The organism is Halorubrum distributum JCM 13561 (assembly GCF_000337395.1).
GTDB classification, from domain to species: domain Archaea; phylum Halobacteriota; class Halobacteria; order Halobacteriales; family Haloferacaceae; genus Halorubrum; species Halorubrum distributum.
The window spans coordinates 157,951-176,869 of record NZ_AOJF01000030.1 but is presented as its reverse complement, the minus strand read 5'-3'; the positions used below and the strand labels follow the sequence as shown (position 1 = coordinate 176,869).

At 71.9% G+C, this 18,919-nt stretch carries 15 protein-coding genes; 6 read left to right on the top strand and 9 right to left on the bottom strand.

Annotation, left to right across the window (positions count from 1 at the left end):
- Positions 1-28: 28 nt before the first annotated feature.
- From C470_RS05630 to C470_RS05615, 4 genes are all read left to right on the top strand, one after another.
- A complete protein-coding gene (locus C470_RS05630; RefSeq protein ID WP_008365846.1) occupies positions 29-871 on the top strand; it encodes a sulfite exporter TauE/SafE family protein in 843 nt (280 codons plus the stop codon).
- A gap of 1 nt (position 872) precedes the next feature.
- Entirely contained in the window at positions 873-3,446 is a 2,574-nt protein-coding gene (locus tag C470_RS05625; RefSeq protein WP_008365844.1) for a heavy metal translocating P-type ATPase, read from the top strand.
- Positions 3,447-3,536: 90 nt separating this feature from the next.
- Entirely contained in the window at positions 3,537-3,959 is a 423-nt protein-coding gene (locus tag C470_RS05620) for a hypothetical protein (protein WP_004596509.1), read from the top strand.
- Positions 3,960-4,117: 158 nt separating this feature from the next.
- Positions 4,118-4,903: an aldo/keto reductase gene (locus C470_RS05615; protein WP_008365842.1), complete on the top strand. Its 786-nt coding sequence runs from the start codon at positions 4,118-4,120 to the stop codon at positions 4,901-4,903.
- Between the two features lie 18 nt (positions 4,904-4,921).
- Here C470_RS05615 and C470_RS05610 read toward each other — a convergent pair whose 3' ends face one another.
- On the bottom strand, positions 4,922-6,325 hold the full coding sequence (locus tag C470_RS05610; RefSeq protein ID WP_193365830.1) for a PAS domain S-box protein: 1,404 nt from the start codon (positions 6,323-6,325) through the stop codon (positions 4,922-4,924).
- Between the two features lie 124 nt (positions 6,326-6,449).
- Positions 6,450-8,255 (bottom strand): S9 family peptidase, encoded by a 1,806-nt coding sequence (locus C470_RS05605; RefSeq protein ID WP_008365839.1) that lies wholly within the window; start codon positions 8,253-8,255, stop codon positions 6,450-6,452.
- Between the two features lie 178 nt (positions 8,256-8,433).
- Between C470_RS05605 and C470_RS05600 the strand changes: the two genes are divergently transcribed.
- Positions 8,434-9,483 (top strand): glycosyltransferase family 4 protein, encoded by a 1,050-nt coding sequence (locus C470_RS05600; RefSeq protein ID WP_004596505.1) that lies wholly within the window; start codon positions 8,434-8,436, stop codon positions 9,481-9,483.
- Positions 9,484-9,514: 31 nt separating this feature from the next.
- Here C470_RS05600 and C470_RS05595 read toward each other — a convergent pair whose 3' ends face one another.
- The 7 genes from C470_RS05595 to C470_RS05565 all read right to left on the bottom strand — a co-directional run bounded on the left by C470_RS05595 (position 9,515) and on the right by C470_RS05565 (position 17,105).
- Positions 9,515-9,718 (bottom strand): hypothetical protein, encoded by a 204-nt coding sequence (locus C470_RS05595; RefSeq protein ID WP_008365836.1) that lies wholly within the window; start codon positions 9,716-9,718, stop codon positions 9,515-9,517.
- A 102-nt stretch (positions 9,719-9,820) separates the two neighbouring features.
- Positions 9,821-10,456 (bottom strand): halocyanin domain-containing protein, encoded by a 636-nt coding sequence (locus C470_RS05590; RefSeq protein ID WP_004596503.1) that lies wholly within the window; start codon positions 10,454-10,456, stop codon positions 9,821-9,823.
- Between the two features lie 545 nt (positions 10,457-11,001).
- Complete coding sequence (mfnA, locus tag C470_RS05585; protein WP_004596502.1) at positions 11,002-12,096, bottom strand: tyrosine decarboxylase MfnA; 1,095 nt, start codon at positions 12,094-12,096, stop codon at positions 11,002-11,004.
- Between the two features lie 75 nt (positions 12,097-12,171).
- Entirely contained in the window at positions 12,172-14,529 is a 2,358-nt protein-coding gene (gene ppsA, locus C470_RS05580) for a phosphoenolpyruvate synthase (protein ID WP_049902274.1), read from the bottom strand.
- A gap of 335 nt (positions 14,530-14,864) precedes the next feature.
- Positions 14,865-15,494 (bottom strand): hypothetical protein, encoded by a 630-nt coding sequence (locus C470_RS05575; RefSeq protein ID WP_049908607.1) that lies wholly within the window; start codon positions 15,492-15,494, stop codon positions 14,865-14,867.
- Between the two features lie 136 nt (positions 15,495-15,630).
- Complete coding sequence (locus C470_RS05570) at positions 15,631-16,341, bottom strand: hypothetical protein (RefSeq protein WP_008365833.1); 711 nt, start codon at positions 16,339-16,341, stop codon at positions 15,631-15,633.
- Positions 16,338-17,105 (bottom strand): nucleotide-binding protein, encoded by a 768-nt coding sequence (locus C470_RS05565; protein ID WP_008365831.1) that lies wholly within the window; start codon positions 17,103-17,105, stop codon positions 16,338-16,340. The genes C470_RS05570 and C470_RS05565 overlap by 4 nt, the downstream gene beginning before the upstream one ends.
- 493 nt (positions 17,106-17,598) lie before the next feature.
- Here C470_RS05565 and C470_RS05560 point away from each other — a divergent pair, with 493 nt between their 5' ends.
- Positions 17,599-18,897, top strand: coding sequence for an MBL fold metallo-hydrolase (locus tag C470_RS05560; RefSeq protein WP_008365829.1), 1,299 nt, complete (start codon positions 17,599-17,601; stop codon positions 18,895-18,897).
- Positions 18,898-18,919 lie beyond the last annotated feature (22 nt).

Below are 18,919 nucleotides of genomic sequence, written 5' to 3'. Positions count from 1 at the left end.
CGCGCCGAACGGTCGGTGACTGATCCTCATGGCCCTCTCGCCGCTCCTCGGAACCGACGTGTTGCTGTTCGCAGCCATCGGGCTGCTCGGCGGCGCCCACTGCATCGGGATGTGCGGCCCGCTCGTCACGGTGTACGCGAGCCGGATGGACGCCGACGCCGGGCGGACCGACGGCGGCGAGGCGGGCGCCGCGCGCACCGCGAGCGGGACCTCCGGCCGCGAAGGACACCTGACAACCTACGAGGTCCGCCAGCACGCGCTCTTCAACCTCGGGCGCGCGGCGAGCTACGCGACGATCGGGACCCTCCTCGGCGCGCTGGGCGGCGCGGTCCTCGTCACCACCGCGACCCTGACGGGCGCCGCCGAGAGCGTCCGCGGCGGGGTCGGCCTCCTCGTCGGCGCGGCCGTGATCCTCGTCGGCATTCGATACCTCCTCGGCGGCGCCACCGGCGGCGTCCACCTTCCCGGGCTCGAACGCGTCACCGGGTGGCTCACGGGCCACGTCGACCGACTCGCGAACGGACCGGGGATCGTCGCGCTCGGCGCGGTCCACGGACTCCTCCCCTGTCCGATCCTCTACCCGGCGTACCTGTACGCCTTCGCGAGCGGCTCGGCGGTCGCGGGCGGCGTCGCGCTCGGCGCCCTCGGGCTCGGCACGATCCCGGCCGTCTTCGCGTACGGGACCCTGATCGAGAGCGTCGACCCGGTCCACCGCCGCCGGATCCACCGGCTGCTGGGGGTCGCGTTCGTCGCGCTCGGCTACGTGCTGTTCGCCCACGGGCTGATGTCGGTCGGGATCCACGTGCCGCACCCGCGGCTCCCGTTCTGGAACCCGCTCGACGTGGCCGGCGCCGGCCACGGGGGGATGTGAGATGAGCGCGACTCGCGACGACGGCTCGGCCGACGAGCCCGCCGCGTGTACCCTCTGTGAACTCCCGACCGAGGGCGTCGACGTGACCGACGGCGACGGGAACCGCTTCTGCTGTACCGGCTGCCGCGACGTGTACGGCGCCCTCGGCGACGTCGACGTCGACGCCGACGCGGTCCGCGAGCGGCGGCGGGCGGACGCGGGTGACGGAGGGGCCGGAGTCGAGGACGGCGCCCCCGCGGACGACGGCGACCGCGACGTGCCCGACGGCTACGAGGCGACGTACCTGGAGGTCGACGGGATGCACTGCGCGACCTGCGAGGCGTTCATCGAGACGGTGGCGACCGACGCCGAGGGCGTCAGCGGCGCGAGCGCGAGCTACGTCACCGACACGGTGCGGATCGACCGCGACCCCGACGCGGTCACCGTCGAGGACCTCACGGAGACGGTGAGTGGGCTGGGGTACAGCGCGTACGCCCGCGACGACGCCTTCTCGCGGCGGCAGGCGAGCAACATGGCGACCGCGCGGCTCGCGGCGGGCGTGCTCGTCGGGATGGCCGTCATGCTGCAGTACATCGTGCTCATCTACCCGACGTACTTCGCGTTCCCGTTCTACGACGAACGGACCCTCACGTACCTCAACGAGGCGATGGCCTCGACCTCCGGCACGTACTTCTTCATCGTCATCGGCGTCCTGACCACCATCGTCCTCTTCTTCACCGGGAAGCCGATCCTCCGGGGGGCGTACGTCAGCGCGAGGACGCGCTCGCCGAACATGGACCTGCTCGTCGCCATCGCGGCGGTGAGCGCGTACCTCTACAGCACGCTCGCCGTGATCTTCGTCGAGTCGCCCTCGATCTACTACGACGTGACCGTCGCGATCATCGTCATCGTCACCGTCGGGAACCACTACGAGGACTCGGTGAAAGACCGGGCGACGGAGCTGCTCTCCGAGGTCACCGCGGTCCAGGTCGACGACGCGCGGCGGCTGACCGCCGACGGCGACACCGAATCGGTCGCCGTCGAGGCCCTCGACCCCGGCGACCGGCTCCTCGTGCGCGCCGGCGAGCGGGTCCCGGTCGACGGCGAGGCGGTCGACGGCGACGCCGCGGTCGACGAGTCGGTCGTCACCGGTGAGTCGCTCCCGGTCCGGAAGGTCGCGGGTGACGCGGTCGTCGGCGGCTCCGTCGTGACCGACGGCTCGCTCACGGTCGCGGTCGGCCCGGACGCGACCTCCAGCCTCGACCGCGTCGCGGAGCTGGTGTACGACCTCCAGAGCGGGAACCACGGCGTCCAGAAGCTCGCGGACCGGCTCGCGACCGTGTTCGTCCCGGCCGTCCTCGTCATCGCGGCCGTCGCGGCCGGCGCGTCGCTCGCGCTCGGCGGCGGCCCAACCGACGCGATGCTCGTGGGGCTGACGGTGCTGATCGTCTCGTGTCCGTGCGCGCTCGGGCTGGCGACGCCGCTCGCGGTCGCCGCCGGGATCCGCGACGCCCTCGAACGCAGCATCGTGGTCTTCGACGACACGGTCTTCGAGCGGATCCGCGACGCCGACACGGTCGTCTTCGACAAGACCGGGACGCTGACGACCGGCGAGATGCGGCTGATCGACCGCCGGATAGACGACGATCTGCTCCGGCTCGCGGCCGCGCTCGAATCGCGCTCCGCGCACCCGGTGGGGCAGGCGATCGCCGCGGCGCGGTCCGCGGCTGGCGCGGCCGACGCCGCTCTCGGCGAGGGCGGCGCGACGCCGGCGGTCGCGGACGGCGGGGCGGAGGCGGTGGACGGCGAGGCGGAGCCGGTCGACGGCGAGACCGGCGAGGGAGGCGACGCCCCCGCGGTCGAGTCCTTCGAGAGCCACGCCCGCGGCGTCTCCGGCGTCGTCGACGGCGTCGAGGTCGTGGTCGGCCACCCCGACCTGTTCGACGAACGCGGCTGGAGCGTCCCGGACGAGGTCCGCGAGGCGGTCGCCGACGCGCGCGACGTGGGGCGCGTCCCGGTCGCGGTCGGTCGCGACGGCGTCGCCGAGGGGTTCGTCGTGGTCGGCGACGAGCTGCGCGACGGGTGGGAGGAGACGGTGACCGCGCTCGATCGCTCGGGCGTCGAGGTGATCGTCCTCACCGGCGACGACGAGCGCGCGGCGACCGTCTTCAGCGAGCACGACGCGGTGTCGTCGGTGTTCGCCGGCGTGCCGCCGGAGGGGAAGGCCGAGGCGGTCGGGCGGCTGAAGGAGCGCGGCGTCACCGTGATGGTCGGCGACGGGACCAACGACGCCCCTGCGCTGGCCGCGGCCGACCTCGGGATCGCGCTCGGCGGCGGCACCGCGATGGCGGCCGACGCCGCCGACGTGGCGATCGTCGACGACGACCTCGGCTCCGTGGCGACCGTCTTCGAGCTCGCGCGGGCGGCGCGCCGGCGCGTGAAGGGGAACATCGGCTGGGCGTTCTGCTACAACGCGGTCGCCATCCCGCTCGCGGCGACCGGACTCCTGAACCCGCTGTTCGCCGCCGTCGCGATGGGCGCGTCGAGCCTGCTCGTGGTGACGAACTCCTCGCGAGCGCTGCTCTCCGACGAGTGAGCGGGCGGTGCTGCCGCCCCGTGGACCGAGCGGGCGGCGCCCGCGGCCGCGACCCGAAGGCACTTTTCGGTCCCGGCCGTGCCGCCGCGCATGTCCCTCCACGAAGCCGAGCGGCGCCGCGACCGGCGGTCCTCCTCGTCCGACGACGACCGGGGCGACGGCGAGACCGACCGTCGGCTCGGCGTCACCCTGATCGTCGCGCTCGCGCTGATCAGCGGGCTCACGGACCTGGTCGGGGGGCTGGCGCTGGTCGCGAGCCCGCTGTTCCTGATCGGGGTCCCGGTCGCCGCGATCGGGGCGGTGAAGTGCTGGGCCGCGCTCGGGCTCCGCCGAGGCAGCGCCCGGGCACTCGGCCTCACCTTCCTGTTCTTCGGCGTCGGGGCCATGGTGTCGACCGGCGAGCTGCTCTTCGCGCTCCGGGGCGGCGGCGGCCTCGTCGCCCCCGCGGCCGCGCTCGCGCTCGACCTCGCGGTCGTCGGCTACCTCTTCGTGCTCGTCGACGAGTTCGACTGAGCGCCCCGCGCGTTCGCGGTCGCCGCTCTCGCGACCCGTCCGCCGGTCCCGTGACCCGGCCGCGCCCGCCCCTACCGCAAGCGATTTTCGGCTCACGCGAGTAGACGGTGACGATGACAGACCAACAGCAGCAGCCCGCGGTACCGACCCGCAACGGAATGCCCGTTCTCGGGCTCGGAACGTGGGAGAACGACGACCCCGCGCAGTGTACCGAATCGGTCGCGAACGCGCTCGACGCCGGCTACCGCCACGTCGACACCGCCCAGATCTACGGCAACGAGGCGGCCGTCGGCGAGGGGATCGCGAAAAGCGACGTCGACCGCGAGGACATCTTCCTCGCGTCGAAGGTGTGGATCGACGAGCTCTCGCCCGCCGACGTGGCCTCGTCGACCCGCGAGAGCCTCGACAAGCTCGGCGTCGACGCGGTCGACCTCATGTACGTCCACTGGCCGGCCGGCGAGTACGAGCCCGAGGAGACGCTGCCGGCGTTCGCGGAGCTCCGCGACGACGGGCTGATCGACCGGATCGGCGTCTCGAACTTCGAGCCGCACCACCTCGACGCCGCGACGGACGCGCTCGGCGAGGCGCCGTTCGCGAACCAGGTCGAGATGCACCCGCTGCTCCGCCAGGAGGAGCTTCGCGAGTACGCCGACGCCAACGACGTCGAGCTCGTCGCCTACTCGCCGCTCGCCCGCGGGGAGATCCTCGACGACCCGGCGATCGTCGACATCGCGGAGAAACACGGTGTCAGCGCCGCACAGGTGAGCCTCGCGTGGCTCCGCGAGACGGGCGTCACCGCCATCCCGAAGGCGACCGGGATCGACCACATCCGCGACAACCTCGCGAGCGTCGACCTGACGCTCGACGACGAGGACGTCGAGCGCATCGACTCGCTCGGCCGGACCGACCGCCAGCTCAACCCCGACTTCGGGCCGGACTGGTAGGCGGCGAGAGCGCCCCCCTCACTCCGTCGCCCGGGGGAGCGACACCGTGATCCGGTTACCGCGCTCGCGACCCGTCGGGTCGGCGTCGACCGCGATGCTCCCGTTCGACAGCTCCACGCTCCAGTAGATGAGCCAGAAGCCGAGACCGCTGCTGTGGTAGACGTTCGTCATGTCGTGGTCGCCGGTGAGCACGTCGGCCTCGACGGCCGGTATCGCCGCGAGGTCGTCTTCGATCACGAGATCCGCGCCGTCCTCGGTTCGACTGAGACGCACCGTCACCGTCGGCGCTCGGTCCTCGCTGTGCTGGAACGGGTTCTCTAAGAGCTCGATCACCGCCGACCGGAGCTCGCAGCGCCCGTCGACGGTGACCGGATCGAGGGCGTCCACCGCGATCGACCCCTCGGGGTATCGGTCCCTGACGGTCCCGACGCACTCCTCGACCACGCTCCGGAGGTCGATCCGATCGGTCTCCCGCTGGTCGGTGATGAGTTTGATGACCTCGCGTTCCTTCTGGGCGGTCTCGAGGAGGCCCTCGCCCATCCGCCGGATCACCGCGGTGTGTTCCGCCGCCTCCGGCACGTCGTCGTCGAGCTCCTCCAGCTCGCCGAAGACGACGTTGAGGTCGTTCCGGAGGTTGTGGCGCAGGAGGTTGTCCATCACCACCAGCTGCCGCTCGCGCCGTCGCCGGTCCGTGATGTCCTTCGTGAACCCCGTGATCCGGACCACCTCGCCGTCCTCCGTTATCGGCTCTCCCTGAACCCAGACCCACCGGCCGTAGTCCTCGTCGGCGTTCACCCGGTACTCGATGTCCACCGACGAGCCTGCGGCGAGCAGCTCCATCGCCTCCTCGACCGCGGGTCGGTCGTCGGGGNGGGTCGCCTCGAGGAACTTGTTCGGGTCGCCACGGAGCTCGTCGGTCGACGCGCCGTATATCTCCTCGTAGGCGGGGTTCACGAAGAGGAGCTCCGACCAGTCGGCGTCGAACATCCAGAGGACGTCGCTGGAGACCGACGCGATCTCCCGGAGGTGCGAGGCGGCCTCCTCCCGCTGACGCTCCGCGCGGACGCGGTCGGTCACGTCGCGGGAACTGATCACGTACCCGTCGAGCTCCCCGTCGATGAGGTTCGACATCCGGCTCTCCAACCACACCCACGAGCCGTCGCGCGTCCGGTGCCGGTAATCCGCCGTCACCTCGGTGAACCCCGCGGTCCGGATGGCGCCCTCGAAGGTGCGTCGCACGGCCTCTCGCTCGTCCGGGTGGATGTACTCGAAGGCGTTCGTCCCGATCAGTTCGTCGCGATCGAATCCGAGGATCCGCTCCCCGGTCGCGTTGACGTACGTGTACGTTCCAGTCTCGTCCAGCAGGGCGACCTTGTCTTGGGCCTGATCGAGCAGCACCCCGTGCGGATCGGACCGGCTCATGGACGCCCCCTTCTCACGCGCGTCTCATAACCGTCACGGCCGGATTAGCCCGTGCCGGACGACCGTCACCGCCGGACCGTCGTGGCGGAGCCACCACGCACGGGACCGGGCGCTTCGGACCGCCTCAGACGTGCTCGGCGAGGAAGTCGACGATCTCTCGATACGCCTCGATCCGGTTGTCGAGCTTCGCGAAGCCGTGTCCCTCGTCGTCGAAGATCAGCTTCCGGACCGGAACCCCCTGCTCGCGGGCCTCCTCGACGATCTGCTCGGCCTCGCCGACGGGCACCCGCGGGTCGTTCTCGCCGTGGAGGACGAAGAGGGGAGCCTCGATCGACTCGATGTTGTTGATCGGCGAGACGGACTCAAGGAACTCGCGGTCGGCTTCGAGCGACCCGTACTCCGCCTCGCGCAGCGAGCGGCGCCAGTCGCCGGTGTTCTCGAGGAACGTGACGAAGTTCGCGATGCCGACGATGTCGACGCCGGCGGCCCACAGCTCGGGGTACTCCGTCAGCGACGCCAGCACCATGAAGCCGCCGTAGGAGCCGCCCATCGCGACGACGCGGTCCGGATCGACCTCGGGGTGGTCGTGGAGCCAGCCGACGGCCTCCCGGACGTCTTTCACCGAATCCATCCGATTTTCCACGTCGTCGAGCCCGGAGTACGCCTTCCCGTACCCCGAGGAGCCGCGGACGTTGGGCTCGAAGACGGCGTACCCGTTGTTCAGCAGGTACTGCGTGACCGAGGCGAAGGAGGGCCGCCGCTGCGACTCCGGCCCGCCGTGGATGTCGACGACGACCGGGTAGCCCGACTCCGGCGGCTCCGTCTCGGGCACGGAGAAGAAGGCGGGGATCTCGCGCCCGTCGAAGGTCGGGTAGTGGACCAGCTCGCGCTCGACGAACGTGTCCGCGGGAATCCCCGCGGTCGAGGCGCGCGTCCACCGCTCCGCCTCGCCAGTGGTCGCCTCGACCACGTAGACGTTCGCGTTGTGCGTGCTCCCCGTCGCCGTCACCGCGAACCGGTCGCCGTCGGGGCCGAAGCTCACGCCGCCCGCGACGCCGTCAGGCAGGTCCGGGTCCGGGAACTCGTCGATCCGGTCGGGCGCGACGAGCTCGCCGGCGGTGAGCTCGCTGTAGCCGTCGACGTTCCGGGAGTAGACGACCCGACGGGACTCGTCGTCTATCGCGACGCCGTCGACGTTCCACTCGCCGCCGTCGGCGACGACCGCGAACTCGTCGGTCTCCAGGTCGAGCCGCTCCAGGCGCAGCGTGTCCGTGTCGCGGTCGGTGACGAGGTAGACCCCCTCGCCGTCAGGGCCCCACTCCGGGCCGGAGTAGCGCACGTCCCCCTCGTGGGGCGTGTGGTGGGTCAGGTCCCCGGTCGCCAGATCGAGGGTGTACACGTCGTGGTCGAACGAGGAGTGCGCCTCGTGGACGATCAGCCGGTCGTCGCTCGGCGACCAGCCGGCGACCGAGAGCCAGCCGTCGCCCTCGTAGACGAGTTCGGCGTCGTCGCCCGTCTCGTCACGGCCCTGGACGTACACGTCGAAGACGGCCTCGTCGCGGCGGTTCGACGCGAACGCGAAGCGGTCGCCCGTCGAGTCCCAGCCGCCCCACCGGTGTTTCGCCTCGGGCATGTCGGTGAGGTTCGTGATCGCGCCCGACTCGTAGTCGAGCCGGTACAGCTGCGCGCGCTCGTTGCCACCCTCGTCCATGCCGAAGACGGCCTCGGAGCGCTCCGGCGAGGAGTCGACGAAGGAGACGGACTCCTCGAAGAACGTGTGCTGTTCGGGCCACGACTCGGGCTCGCGGACCGACCACACCTGTCCGGTCCCGGTCGTGTCGAGGAGAAAGGACAGCCGTCCGTCGGGGCCGAGGTCGGCGCCGCCCGCGTTCCGCACGTTGAGGTAGCGCTCGATGTCGTACTGTCGCATGCCACTCGGTTCCGCGCGCCCCGTGAAACCGTTTCGGGTGACGGAACCCGTAGACCGTCGCGCCGCGCCGACGGTCGGCCGCGGGCGGAGCGGCCGGGCGACGCCGCCCCGCCGTCGACGCGTCGTCTCCCGGCCGGATGCCGTGTCTTTTTACCGGCGCCCCCCGTGCGGTCGGCGTATGCGCGTCGCGTTCGTCTCGCTCTTCGCCCCCGGACACGGGGAGACCCCCGCGCGAACGCGAACGCTGCGGACCGCCCGCGCCCTCGCCGACCGCGGCCACGACGTGGTCTGGCTCTGCGCGCAGTGGTGGGGCGGCGACCACGGCGCCTTCTCCGAGGACGGGATCGAGTACCGGTCGGTCACCGTCGAGCCCGCGCCGGTCGCGTTCGCCGCGAAGCTCCCGGCCGCGCTCCGGCGCGTCGGGCCCGACGTCGTCCACGCGGTCAACAGCCCGCCGACGCCCGCGCTCGCCGCCACGGTCGCGGGGTCGCTCTCGCGGGCGCCCGTCGTCGTCGACTGGTGGCGCGACCACCCGGCCGACGCCCGCCGCTGGTACCGGCCGCTCGCGCGCCGCGCGGACGCGGTGGCGACCCCCTCTCGGACCACCAAGACGCGCGTCCGCGAACACGGCGCCGACGGCGACGACGTGCGCGTGCTCCCCGAGAGCATCGACTTCGACGCCGTCGAGGCCGCGGGCGTCGACGACCGGTTCGACGCGGTGTACTCGCGGCGGCTCGACCGCCACGCCAACGTCGAGACGTTCCTCCTCGGACTCGCCGAGCTGCGCGGCCGCGACTGGACCGCGGCGGTGATCGGCGACGGCCCCGAGCGCGGCCGGATCGAGTCGACCGCGAGCGACCTCCGGATCGACGACCGGGTCGAGTTCCTCGGCGACCTCCCGACCGAAGAGCGGATTCCGATATTCAAGGGAACGCACGTCGCGGTCGCGACGGCGACGTGGGAGACGTTCGCGACCGACCTGCTGTGGGCGGTCGCGTGCGGCTGCGTCGCGCTCGTCGAGTACCAGGCGGACTCCAGCGCCCACGAGCTCGTCGAGGGGCGCGAACGCGGGCGGCTCGTGACGAGCCCGGCCGAGCTGGCCGACGAGTTCGTCGCCGTCGGCGACTTGGAGCGGCGGTCGATCGACCGCGAGTTCGCCTCCTTCGACCACGAGGCCGTGATCGACCGCTACGTCGCGCTGTACGAGGATCTCGTCGGCGACGAGTGAGACGCGCGCGTCCCGCGCCGGACGGGACGCGTCAGGCGAGCGCCGAGAGGCGGGCCGCCCCGAACGGGACCAGCATCTCCGCCGGACTGATGCCGCCGTGCGTCCCCACCAGCGAGAGCTCGTCCGGCTCGACATCGCCGAACCACATCCCCAGGTCGCGGTGCGTGACCACGAGGTCGCTGCGCCGCCTGTGAAACCGGTCCGACGGCGGGCGGTCGACGCCATCGCGGAACACGGGCTGACGTCGGGCGGCGACTGAAAAGCTCTTCGGGCGGCGTGTCACTCGGTCCGCTCTGGGGGTGCTCGCCGATGTCCCGGGCGAAAACAGGCCGGAGGGTTACGCCTGGTCCTGCCGGGTGATCGTGCCGCCGTACTTCATGAAGACGAACGCCAGCCCCAGCGTGCTCACCATCGCGATGAACGTCGCGATGCCGAGCGCGCGGGCGGCGTCCGGGACGAACACCGCGTCCGACCCGCCGCCGCCGACCTCGACGGTGGCGATGTCCTCGCCGACGGCGAGGCCGGCGTGCATGCCGACCGCGGTGTGGGGCACGCAGTGGTAGTGGGTGATGCCGGCGTCCTCGCTCGACGTCTCGTACTCGTAGGTGGCACCCTCCTCGCCGACGGGGTCGCCGCTGTCGAGGCTGGCCGGGCCGCCGCCGTCGACCGTCTGGACGTTGTGGTTGCCGCCGTTCCCGGTCCACTCCCAGGTGATCGTCGTCCCCTCGTCGACCCACACGAGGGTCGGATCGAACGCGAGCCCCTGGTCGCCGGCGCCGACCGAGATGGTCACCGAGTCCTGGCCGCGGGCGTCGGTGTACGACCCGACGTTGCCCTTGGTGGCGCTCGGCCAGTCGGGTTCCACTTCCTGTGCAGCCGCCGTCCCCGCCGTCGCCGTCGCCGCGCCGGCGGCGGCCGCCGCACCGCCGGCCGTCCGCATGAACGCGCGCCGAGAGACGTCGTCCGAACTCATACAGGCCGGTTCGTGGTGACCCGTAGTGAATATGTTGATCCGAACGCGGGATCACGGGTCGCTCGGTGCCAGTGATTGTTTATAAATGGTCTGTGGCCCTGCGGCGGACTTCTCTGAACTCCCGGCCGCTCATTTATAAGTAGTTGACAGTAGGTTGGCGACGAACACCGCCAAAGCCCCGGCCGCTCGACTGTACGTGGCTGCCTCTCGAACGGCGGAGAAGGCCCACAAAGCCCCAGCCGCGAGGACGCCGTACGCTCGCTGCGGTCCTCAGTCGCTCGCTTCGCTCGCTCCCTGCGGTCCTTGCGTCTCCTACGGCGTCCTCGCGGCTGCCCCTTTGAGTCCCTCCCCCGACAGCACCGCAACCGCGCCTCACGCCTCCCCAGCCTCGTCGGGCGCGTCTTCGGGCTCCCTTCGGTCGCCCTCGTCGCGCCCGACTCCCTCGCGCGTGCGACTCGCGCCCTGCGGGCGCTCGTCGGCACGCGCCACCGCGTGACACATTTATAAGGAACAGTCGCCACCGCGGTCGAGTATTTAAAAAGGGCCTACCGCCGGATCCCGTCGACATCGTCGAGGAACGCCCGCAGCGCCGCCCGCGTCACGTGCGGCATACACACCACGCGGAGCTCTCCGGTTCCGGTCCGCGACACCTTCCAGCCGGCGTCGCGGAGCGCCTGGAACTCCGACTCGGGCACGTCGGCCGCGACGAGCGGAAGTTCGGGCTCGACGACGTCGTACCCGCGGTCGGCGAGCCCCTCTGCGAGCCACTCGGCGTTCTCGGCCGCGCGCTCGGCCGCCTCGCGGTAGCCGTCGGGCCACAGCGCGTCCATCGCCGCGACGGCGCCCGCGACTCCGGCGCCGCTCCGGGTCCCGGTCAGCGTCGCCTGCGACCGCGTCTCCAGGTAGGGGGTCTCGACCGCGAGCGCGTCGAGCGCGGCGTCCTCGCGGGCCAACAGTCCCCCCGCCGGGACCGGCGCCTGCCCGAACTTGTGGGGGTCGATCGTCAGCGTGTCGACCGGCGCGTCGGCGAACGCCCACGCGTGGTCGGTGAAGGGGAGGACGAACCCGCCCCACGCGGCGTCGACGTGGAACCGCGCTCCCGCCTCCTCGGCGATCGACGCCAGCTCGGGGATCGGGTCGACCCGACCGTACTCGGTGCTGCCGGCGACGCCGACGACGAGCGCCGTCCCCTCGTCGACCGCGGCCGCGACGGCGTCGGGGGCGGCGCGGTAGTCGCCGTCGAGGGGGACCGTCCGGAGCTCGACGCCCAGAAGCTCCGCCGCCTTGTGGAACGAGAAGTGTGCGCTGGCCGGCGCGACGACGTTGACGTCGCGCTCGCCGTTCTCGGCGTCGCTCCCCTCGTGTCGGTTCCGCGCCGACCGCACCGCCTGGACGTTCGCCTCGGTGCCGCCGGAGGTGACGTACCCCGCGGCGGTCTCCGGGTCCGGGTGGGCCGCGAGCGTCGCGAGCCCCTCGACCGCGCGCGCCTCGAGGTCCGCCACCGCCTCGTACGTCGCGGGGTCGCCGGGGTTCGTCGCGAGGAACCGCTCGGCGGCCGCGCGGGCGTCCGGGTGCGGCTCGGTACACATCGAGGAGAGCACCCGGTCGAACGACTGCGGCTCCGGTTCCGGCTGTCGCATCTGCCCCGCTGTTGTCGGGGGCGGCTCTTACCGGTTCCGCTCTCGGGTGCGTCGAGAAACTGACCGCGAGCGGCCTCAGCGGACCGAGTCGAGCAACAGGCGCTGTTCGGTCCGCTTGACCTCGTGTTGCACGTCTCGGACCGCGTCGATGTTCGCGGAGATGGAGGAGACCCCCTTCTCGACGAGGAACTCGACCATCTCGGGCTTCGAGCCGGCCTGCCCGCAGATGCTCGTGTCGACGCCGAGCTCGCGGCACGTCTCGATCGTGTCCCCGATGAGCCGCAGCACGGCCGGGTGGAGCTCGTCGAACCGGTCGGCGACGTGCTCGTTGTTGCGGTCGACCGCGAGCGTGTACTGCGTGAGGTCGTTGGTGCCGAAGGAGGCGAAGTCGATGCCGGCCTCGGCGAGCTCCTCGATCTGGAGCGCGCTGGCGGGCGTCTCGATCATCACGCCCCAGCGGTGCGTCTCGGGGTCGATCCCGGCCTCGCGCATGTGGCCGGTGATCCCCTCGACGTCGGCCGCGTCGTTAACCAGGGGGAACATCACCTCGAGGTTGTCGTAGCCCATGTCGTAGAGCCGCGCGAACGCGGCCAGCTCCTGGCGGAACGGCTCCGGCTTGTCGAGGCTCCGGCGGATCCCGCGCCAGCCGAGCATCGGGTTGTGCTCGGCGGGTTCGCCCTCCCCGCCCTCCAGCTCGCGGAACTCGTCGGTCGGCGCGTCGATGGTGCGCACCCGGACCGGTCGGGGGTAGAACTCGTCGGCGACGCGGCGGACGCCCTCGATCAGCTCGTCCTGGTACGCCCGGGCGCCGTGGTCGGCGATGTACTTCTCGGGCGTCTTCCCGAGCGACAGCACCATGTGTTCGATCCGGAGCAGCCCGACGCCGTCGGCGCCCGTCGCCGCGGCGCGCTCGGCCGCCTCGGGGATCGAGACGTTCACCTTCACCTCCGTCGCCGTCATCGGCTTGACGGGGGTCTCCGGGCGCGCGGCCTCCACCGGTTCGAACTCCTCGCCGGGCTCGGCCGACGCGGACTCGCCCGCGCGGATCGTCCCCTTGTCGCCGTCGAGCGTGACCTGCTGCCCGTCTTCGAGGACGCGGGTCCCGTTGCCGGTCCCGACGACCGCGGGGACGCCGAGCTCGCGGGAGATGATCGCCGCGTGGCTCGTCATCCCCCCCTCGTCGGTGACGATGCCGGCGGCGCGCTTCATCGCCGGGACCATGTCCGGCATCGTCATCTCCGTCACCATCACGTCGCCCTCTTGGACCTGATCGAGGTGGTCGAGCTTGTGGACGATCCGGACCGCCCCGGAGACGACCCCCGGACTGGCGCCGAGCCCGTCGACGAGGACGTCCGCGTCCGAGTCGGCTGATCCGCCGTTGGCCGCGCCGGGCTGGCCGGACGCCGCGTCCCCGACGGTGGACTTTCTCGGCGTCTCGCCGCCGGTTCCGCCCGCGTCCCCGTCCGCCTCGTCGCCGGCGTCCTCCTGGATCGTCGTGATGGGGCGCGACTGGAGCATGTATATCTCGCCGTCGTAGATCGCCCACTCGACGTCTTGGGGAGCGCCGTAGTGGTCCTCGACCAGCTCGCCGAGCTCGACGAGGTCGCCGATATCCGCGTCCGAGAGCACCCGCTCGTTCCGGCGGTCCTCGTCGACGTCGAGCTGGACCGTCTCGCCGGTCTCTTCGTCTTTCACCATCTCCACCTTCTTGTCCGCGACGGTGACCTGGTCGACCTCGCCGCGCTCGCGGTCGTACACGTAGTTATCGGGGGAGACGGTGCCGGAGACGACCGCCTCGCCGAGCCCCCACGCTGCCTCGATGGTGACCTGCGGCTCGCCTGTCGAGGGGTGGCTGGTGAACATCACGCCGGACTTGTCGGCGTCGACCATCCGCTGGACGACGACCGCGATGTCGACCTCGGAGTGCGGGAACCCCCGCTGCTGTCGGTAGTAGATCGCGCGCTGGGTGAAAAGCGAAGCCCAGCACTCCTTCACGCGCCGGAGGAGGTCGTCCTCGCGGACGTTGAGGAACGTCTCCTGCTGGCCGGCGAACGAGGAGTCGGGCAGGTCCTCGGCCGTGGCGGACGAGCGCACCGCGACGAACGCCTCCTCGCCGTCCTCGGCCATCGCCCGATACTGTTCGAGGATCTCCTCACGCACCTCCTCGGGGAACGGGGTGTCGAGGATGAGCTCCTCCGCGCGCGCCTCGGCCTCCCGGAGCGCGGCGGAGTCCTCCGGGTCGACGTCGACGGCGTCGAACAGCTCGTCGTCGATTCCGGCCTCCTCGATGAACGTGCGGTACGTGCCCGCGGTGACGGCGAACCCCGGCGGAACCGGGAGCCCCGCACCGATGAGTTCGCCGAGCGACGCGGCCTTTCCGCCGACGGTCCCGACGTCGTCGGCGTCGACGTCCTCCAGCAAGAGTACTGCCATTCGTGTATCCGGAGGATCCGCGAGCCGACGTATGAAGCTTCCGACAGCCGTAACGATGAATAAAAGATTACTCGCCGCCGAGTTGTGTTCGTCCGCGGCAGACGGAAGTTGAACGAGGCGAAAGGAACCGGGTCGGGAACCCTGCGACCGCGAGCGAAAACGAGGGCCGAAGGTCGGGGACAGCGAACCGAAACGTGGTTCGTACAACGCAGTAATGGAGTGATCCGTCTATACTTACCTCCCGTTTCGTGATTAGGGTCCGTAACTTGTTACGGAAGCTGTAGCAGTTCAACGCCGTCGGCTCGAACCGCGAGTCGGTCGACCGCCGTCCCCGATCAGTCGCCGCCGAGCCGCCGCCGCTCGTCTCGGAGCAGCCGCTCCCAGAGCCCGAACAGGGCGCTGTCGAGGCCGTACGCCTCGTCGACCCGGCTGACCCAGCGGTCGTCGGCGAACAGGTGTCGCTGGAACCGCCGGACTTCGGGCGAGAGGCGGTCGCGCTCCCCGCCGTAGTAGGACAGCGACTCCTCGCGGGTCCGCGCGACGAGGCCGTCGGGCACCTCGATCCCGTCGGCGGCGGCGACGTGGTCGAACCACTCCAGGTGGAGCAGCGAGTCCGCGAGGAGGAACCGCTCGCGGAAGCCGGAGACCCGCGACAGCGCCGGGGCGCCGTCGATTCGGACGTCCGTCGGGCGCGAGAACCGCGGCGCGGTCGCGGTCGCGGACGCGCGCTCGGCGACCGCGCCGGCGACCCGCCGCAGCCGCCAGTCGCCGTAGCGGACCGGCGCGATCAGCGCGAGCTCGTACCAGGTCGGCAGCCACTCGCAGTACGGCTCCGAGAACGCGCCGTCAGCGAGCAGCGTCGCCGCGACCGAGCGCGCCTCGGCGGGCGTCAGCTCGTCGGGGGCCGTTCGGAGCCGACGCGCGGTCCGGTCGTCGTCGAGGGCGTCGACGCCGGAAAAGCCCATCCCCTCGGCGACGCCGGTCGTGTACGCGCGGCCGGCGGCGTACCAGGCCGCGAAGTCGGCGGGCGTCGTCAGCCGCAGGAGTCGGAGGACGGTGATACCGATCGGAGGGCCCGCGTCGAGATAACCGTTCGGTCGGTCAGCCGTCGCCGGCGCCGCCGGCGTCGCGCTCTCCCAATCCACCCGGCTCGTCGGGGGCGTCGCTTTCCGCCATCTCCTCCGGATCGTCGAGCGCGTCGTCGAGCCCCCACTCGGCGGCGCGGTCGCGGGCCTCCGACCGCGCCTGCTCGCGGATCGCGTCGATCCGGTCGTCGTCGGCGAGGAAGGCGGCGACGGCGTCGTCCTCGTCGTCGGCCGCCCGAAGCCGCTCGTCGGGCGCCGCGTCGCGGGTCCGGTCGGCGAGGTCGGCGTCGTCGGCCAGCTCGGTCGCGGCCGCGTCGGGCGCGACCCGCAGCGCCTCCTCCTCGTGGGCCGCCGCAAGCCCGGTCGCGTCGACGGCGTACAGCTCGACGCGGTAGGGGCCGGGCACTGCCAGCTCCGCGAGCGCGTCCGGGCCCCCGCTGTCCGTCACGGTGTTGTACGCCAGCACGGGCACGCCGTCGTCGAACGTGATGACGCCGCGGGCCTCGCCGGAGAGCAGCAGCGTCTCCTGCGGGACGAGCGTCGCGTAGCCGGTGAGCCCGCGGTCGAGCGCGCGCGAGAGCGTCGTCCCCACGTCGGAGACCACCCGCGAGCGGAGGAGCGTCCCCCGCGGGATGGTGAGGGTGGCCGGCTCCGAGCGGTCGCCGCCGGGGCTGTCGCCGTCCGGGCGGTCGCCGTCTGAGCCGTCGTTCTCCGGGCTCCCGCTCATGGCGTGTCGGGGACGACCGCGCTGCGGAATCGGTCGGCGACCGCGTCGCCGTCGCCGTCGCGCACGTTGAGCCGGTCGGCGGCCCGCCGGTAGCGCGCGGCGGCCTCGCTTTCCGGCGCGTGCGCGAGCAGGGGCTTCCCCGCTCGGCGCGCCGCCCGAACGTCGTCGCTCTCGGGGACGTTCGCGAGGACGGGGCCGCCGAAGTGGCGCTCCGCCTGCGCGGCGACGTCGTCGGCCTCGTCGCGGACCTTGTTGAACAGGACGCCCGCCGTCTCCGTGCCGTACGAGCGCGCGTACTCCTGGACCTTCAGGCCGTCCGAGAGCGCCGGGATCGTCGGCTCGACGACGACCACGACGCGGTCGGCGAGCACAACGGGCAGGACGGCCGACTTCGACCCCAGCGCGGCCGGCGAGTCGAGCAGGAGCACGTCGGTGTCGCGCGCGAGCTCCGCCACAACGTCGCGGAGGCGCTCCGGTTCCGCGGCCTCGAAGCCGGCCAGCGAGGTGCCGCAGGGGACGACCGAGAGCCCGAACCGGTCGTAGGTGGCCTCGGTCACGTCCGTCGCGGTGCCCTCGACGAGCAGGTCGTGGAGGGTGACCGCCGCGTCGTCGAGCCCGGCGTGAAAGAGGAGGTTCGCCATGCCGGTGTCGGCGTCGACGACCGTCACGTCGTGGTCCGCCGCGAGCGCCATCCCGAGCGCGAGCGTGCTCGTCGTCTTCCCCGTGCCGCCCTTCCCGCTGGCGACCGCGAACGCCTCGACCATACGCCCGCTCGCCGGGCGCTCCGAATAAAAGCTACCCATCGCGGTCGCGACGGATTCCGCATCTGTTGCGGTTGCGGTGGCGCGTGCCGATGAGCGCCCGAAGGGCGCGAGTCGCACGCGCGAGGGAGTCGGCGGTCCGGAGCGAAGCGGAGGACCGCCGACGAGGTTGGGGAGGCGTGAGGCTGCGGTGCCGTGCGGGGCGGGACTCAAAGGGTCCGCCTCGCGGCTGGGCCTTTGGAGGTGTCCGCAGTCGGTCCGTAGTCGATTATTTATAAGCGATCAGCTGAGGCTTTGGAGGTGTCAGCGGTCGATCCGCAGTCGGATATTTATAAACGAGCGGCCGGGGAATCGGAGGCATTCGCCGCAGCGCCGTTGTTCACTTATCTGCAATCCGTCGGCGAGTCCCAGCACGCAGCGTTGATCTCGCCGCTACCGATTCCCTCGTACTTCCCACCCACCGAGCGCTTTTGATCGCGCGGAACAACACTTCGGTATGGTCGAAACGATCTCCGCCGACGAGTTCCGCGACAGGATCGATGAGCGACGCCGCGGCGAGCGTTCGTTCGTCATCGTCGACACGCGGCCCGAGGAGAGCTTCGCGGGGTGGCGCGTGGCGGACGCCGTCCACTACTTCTACAAGCCGTTCCACGAGTTCGACGTCGACGACTTCGAGCGCGAGACCGGCCTCTCGCCCGACGACACCGTGATCACGCTGTGTGCGAAGGGGAAGGCCTCCGACGACTTCGCCGCCGAACTCGACGCGGCCGGGTACGACGACGTGACCGTCGTCGCCGACGGCATGCGCGGCTGGTCCGCGGTGTACGACCGAACCGAGGTTCCGCTGCCCGACGCGCCCGCCGACGCCCCGCCGCTCGACGTCGTCCAGATCCAGCGCCGCGCGAAGGGGTGTCTGGGGTACCTCGTCGTCGGCGGACGCGAGGCGGGCACGGCGGACCGCGTCCCCGCGGCGTCCGACGGCTCCGACCGCGTCGCGGTCGCTATCGACGTCTCCAGACACGGCGACGAGTGGATCGAAGCGGCCGCCGAGCGCGACGCGTCGATCGCGGCCGTCCTCGACACGCACGTCCACGCCGACCACCTCTCTGGCGGGCGAGCCCTCGCGGACGAGCTCGGCGTGCCGTACTACCTGCCCGCCGCGGCCGCCGAGCGCGACGTGGCGTACTCGTTCGAGCCGATCGACCGGAACGAGACGCTCGACGTCGGCGGGATCGACCTGAAGGCGCTCGCGACGCCCGGGCACACCGACGACGGCGCGAGCTACCTCGTCGGCGACGCGGCGGTCCTCACGGGCGACACGCTGTTCACCGACAGCGTCGGACGGACGGAGCTCCAGTTCTCGGCGGGCGGCGACGGAAACGGAGACGACGGCGAAGTTGACGGCGCCGCAGACGAGGGCGCCGCGGGCGCGGCCCGCCGGCTCTACGACTCGCTCCACGGCACGCTGCTCGCCGAGCCGGACGGCGTCGTCGTCTGCCCCGGGCACTTCGCGGTCGCGAACGACGGGACGACCGGCGACGTCGTCCCGGGCGAACCCGTCTTCGCGACGGTCGGGGACGCGCGCCGCGAGATCGACGTCCTCGACCTCGACGCGGCCGACTTCGTCGAGCGGATCACCCGGACGCTCCCGGAGAAGCCGCCGAACTACGAGTCGGTGATCGCGGCCAACCGCGGCGTCGAGTCGCCGCCCGACGAGACCGCGGCGATCGAACTCGAACTCGGGCCGAACCGCTGCGCGGCCGAGCCCGACGCCGGGTCCGTCGCGGACGACTGAGGGGCCGGTATCGTCCCCGCAG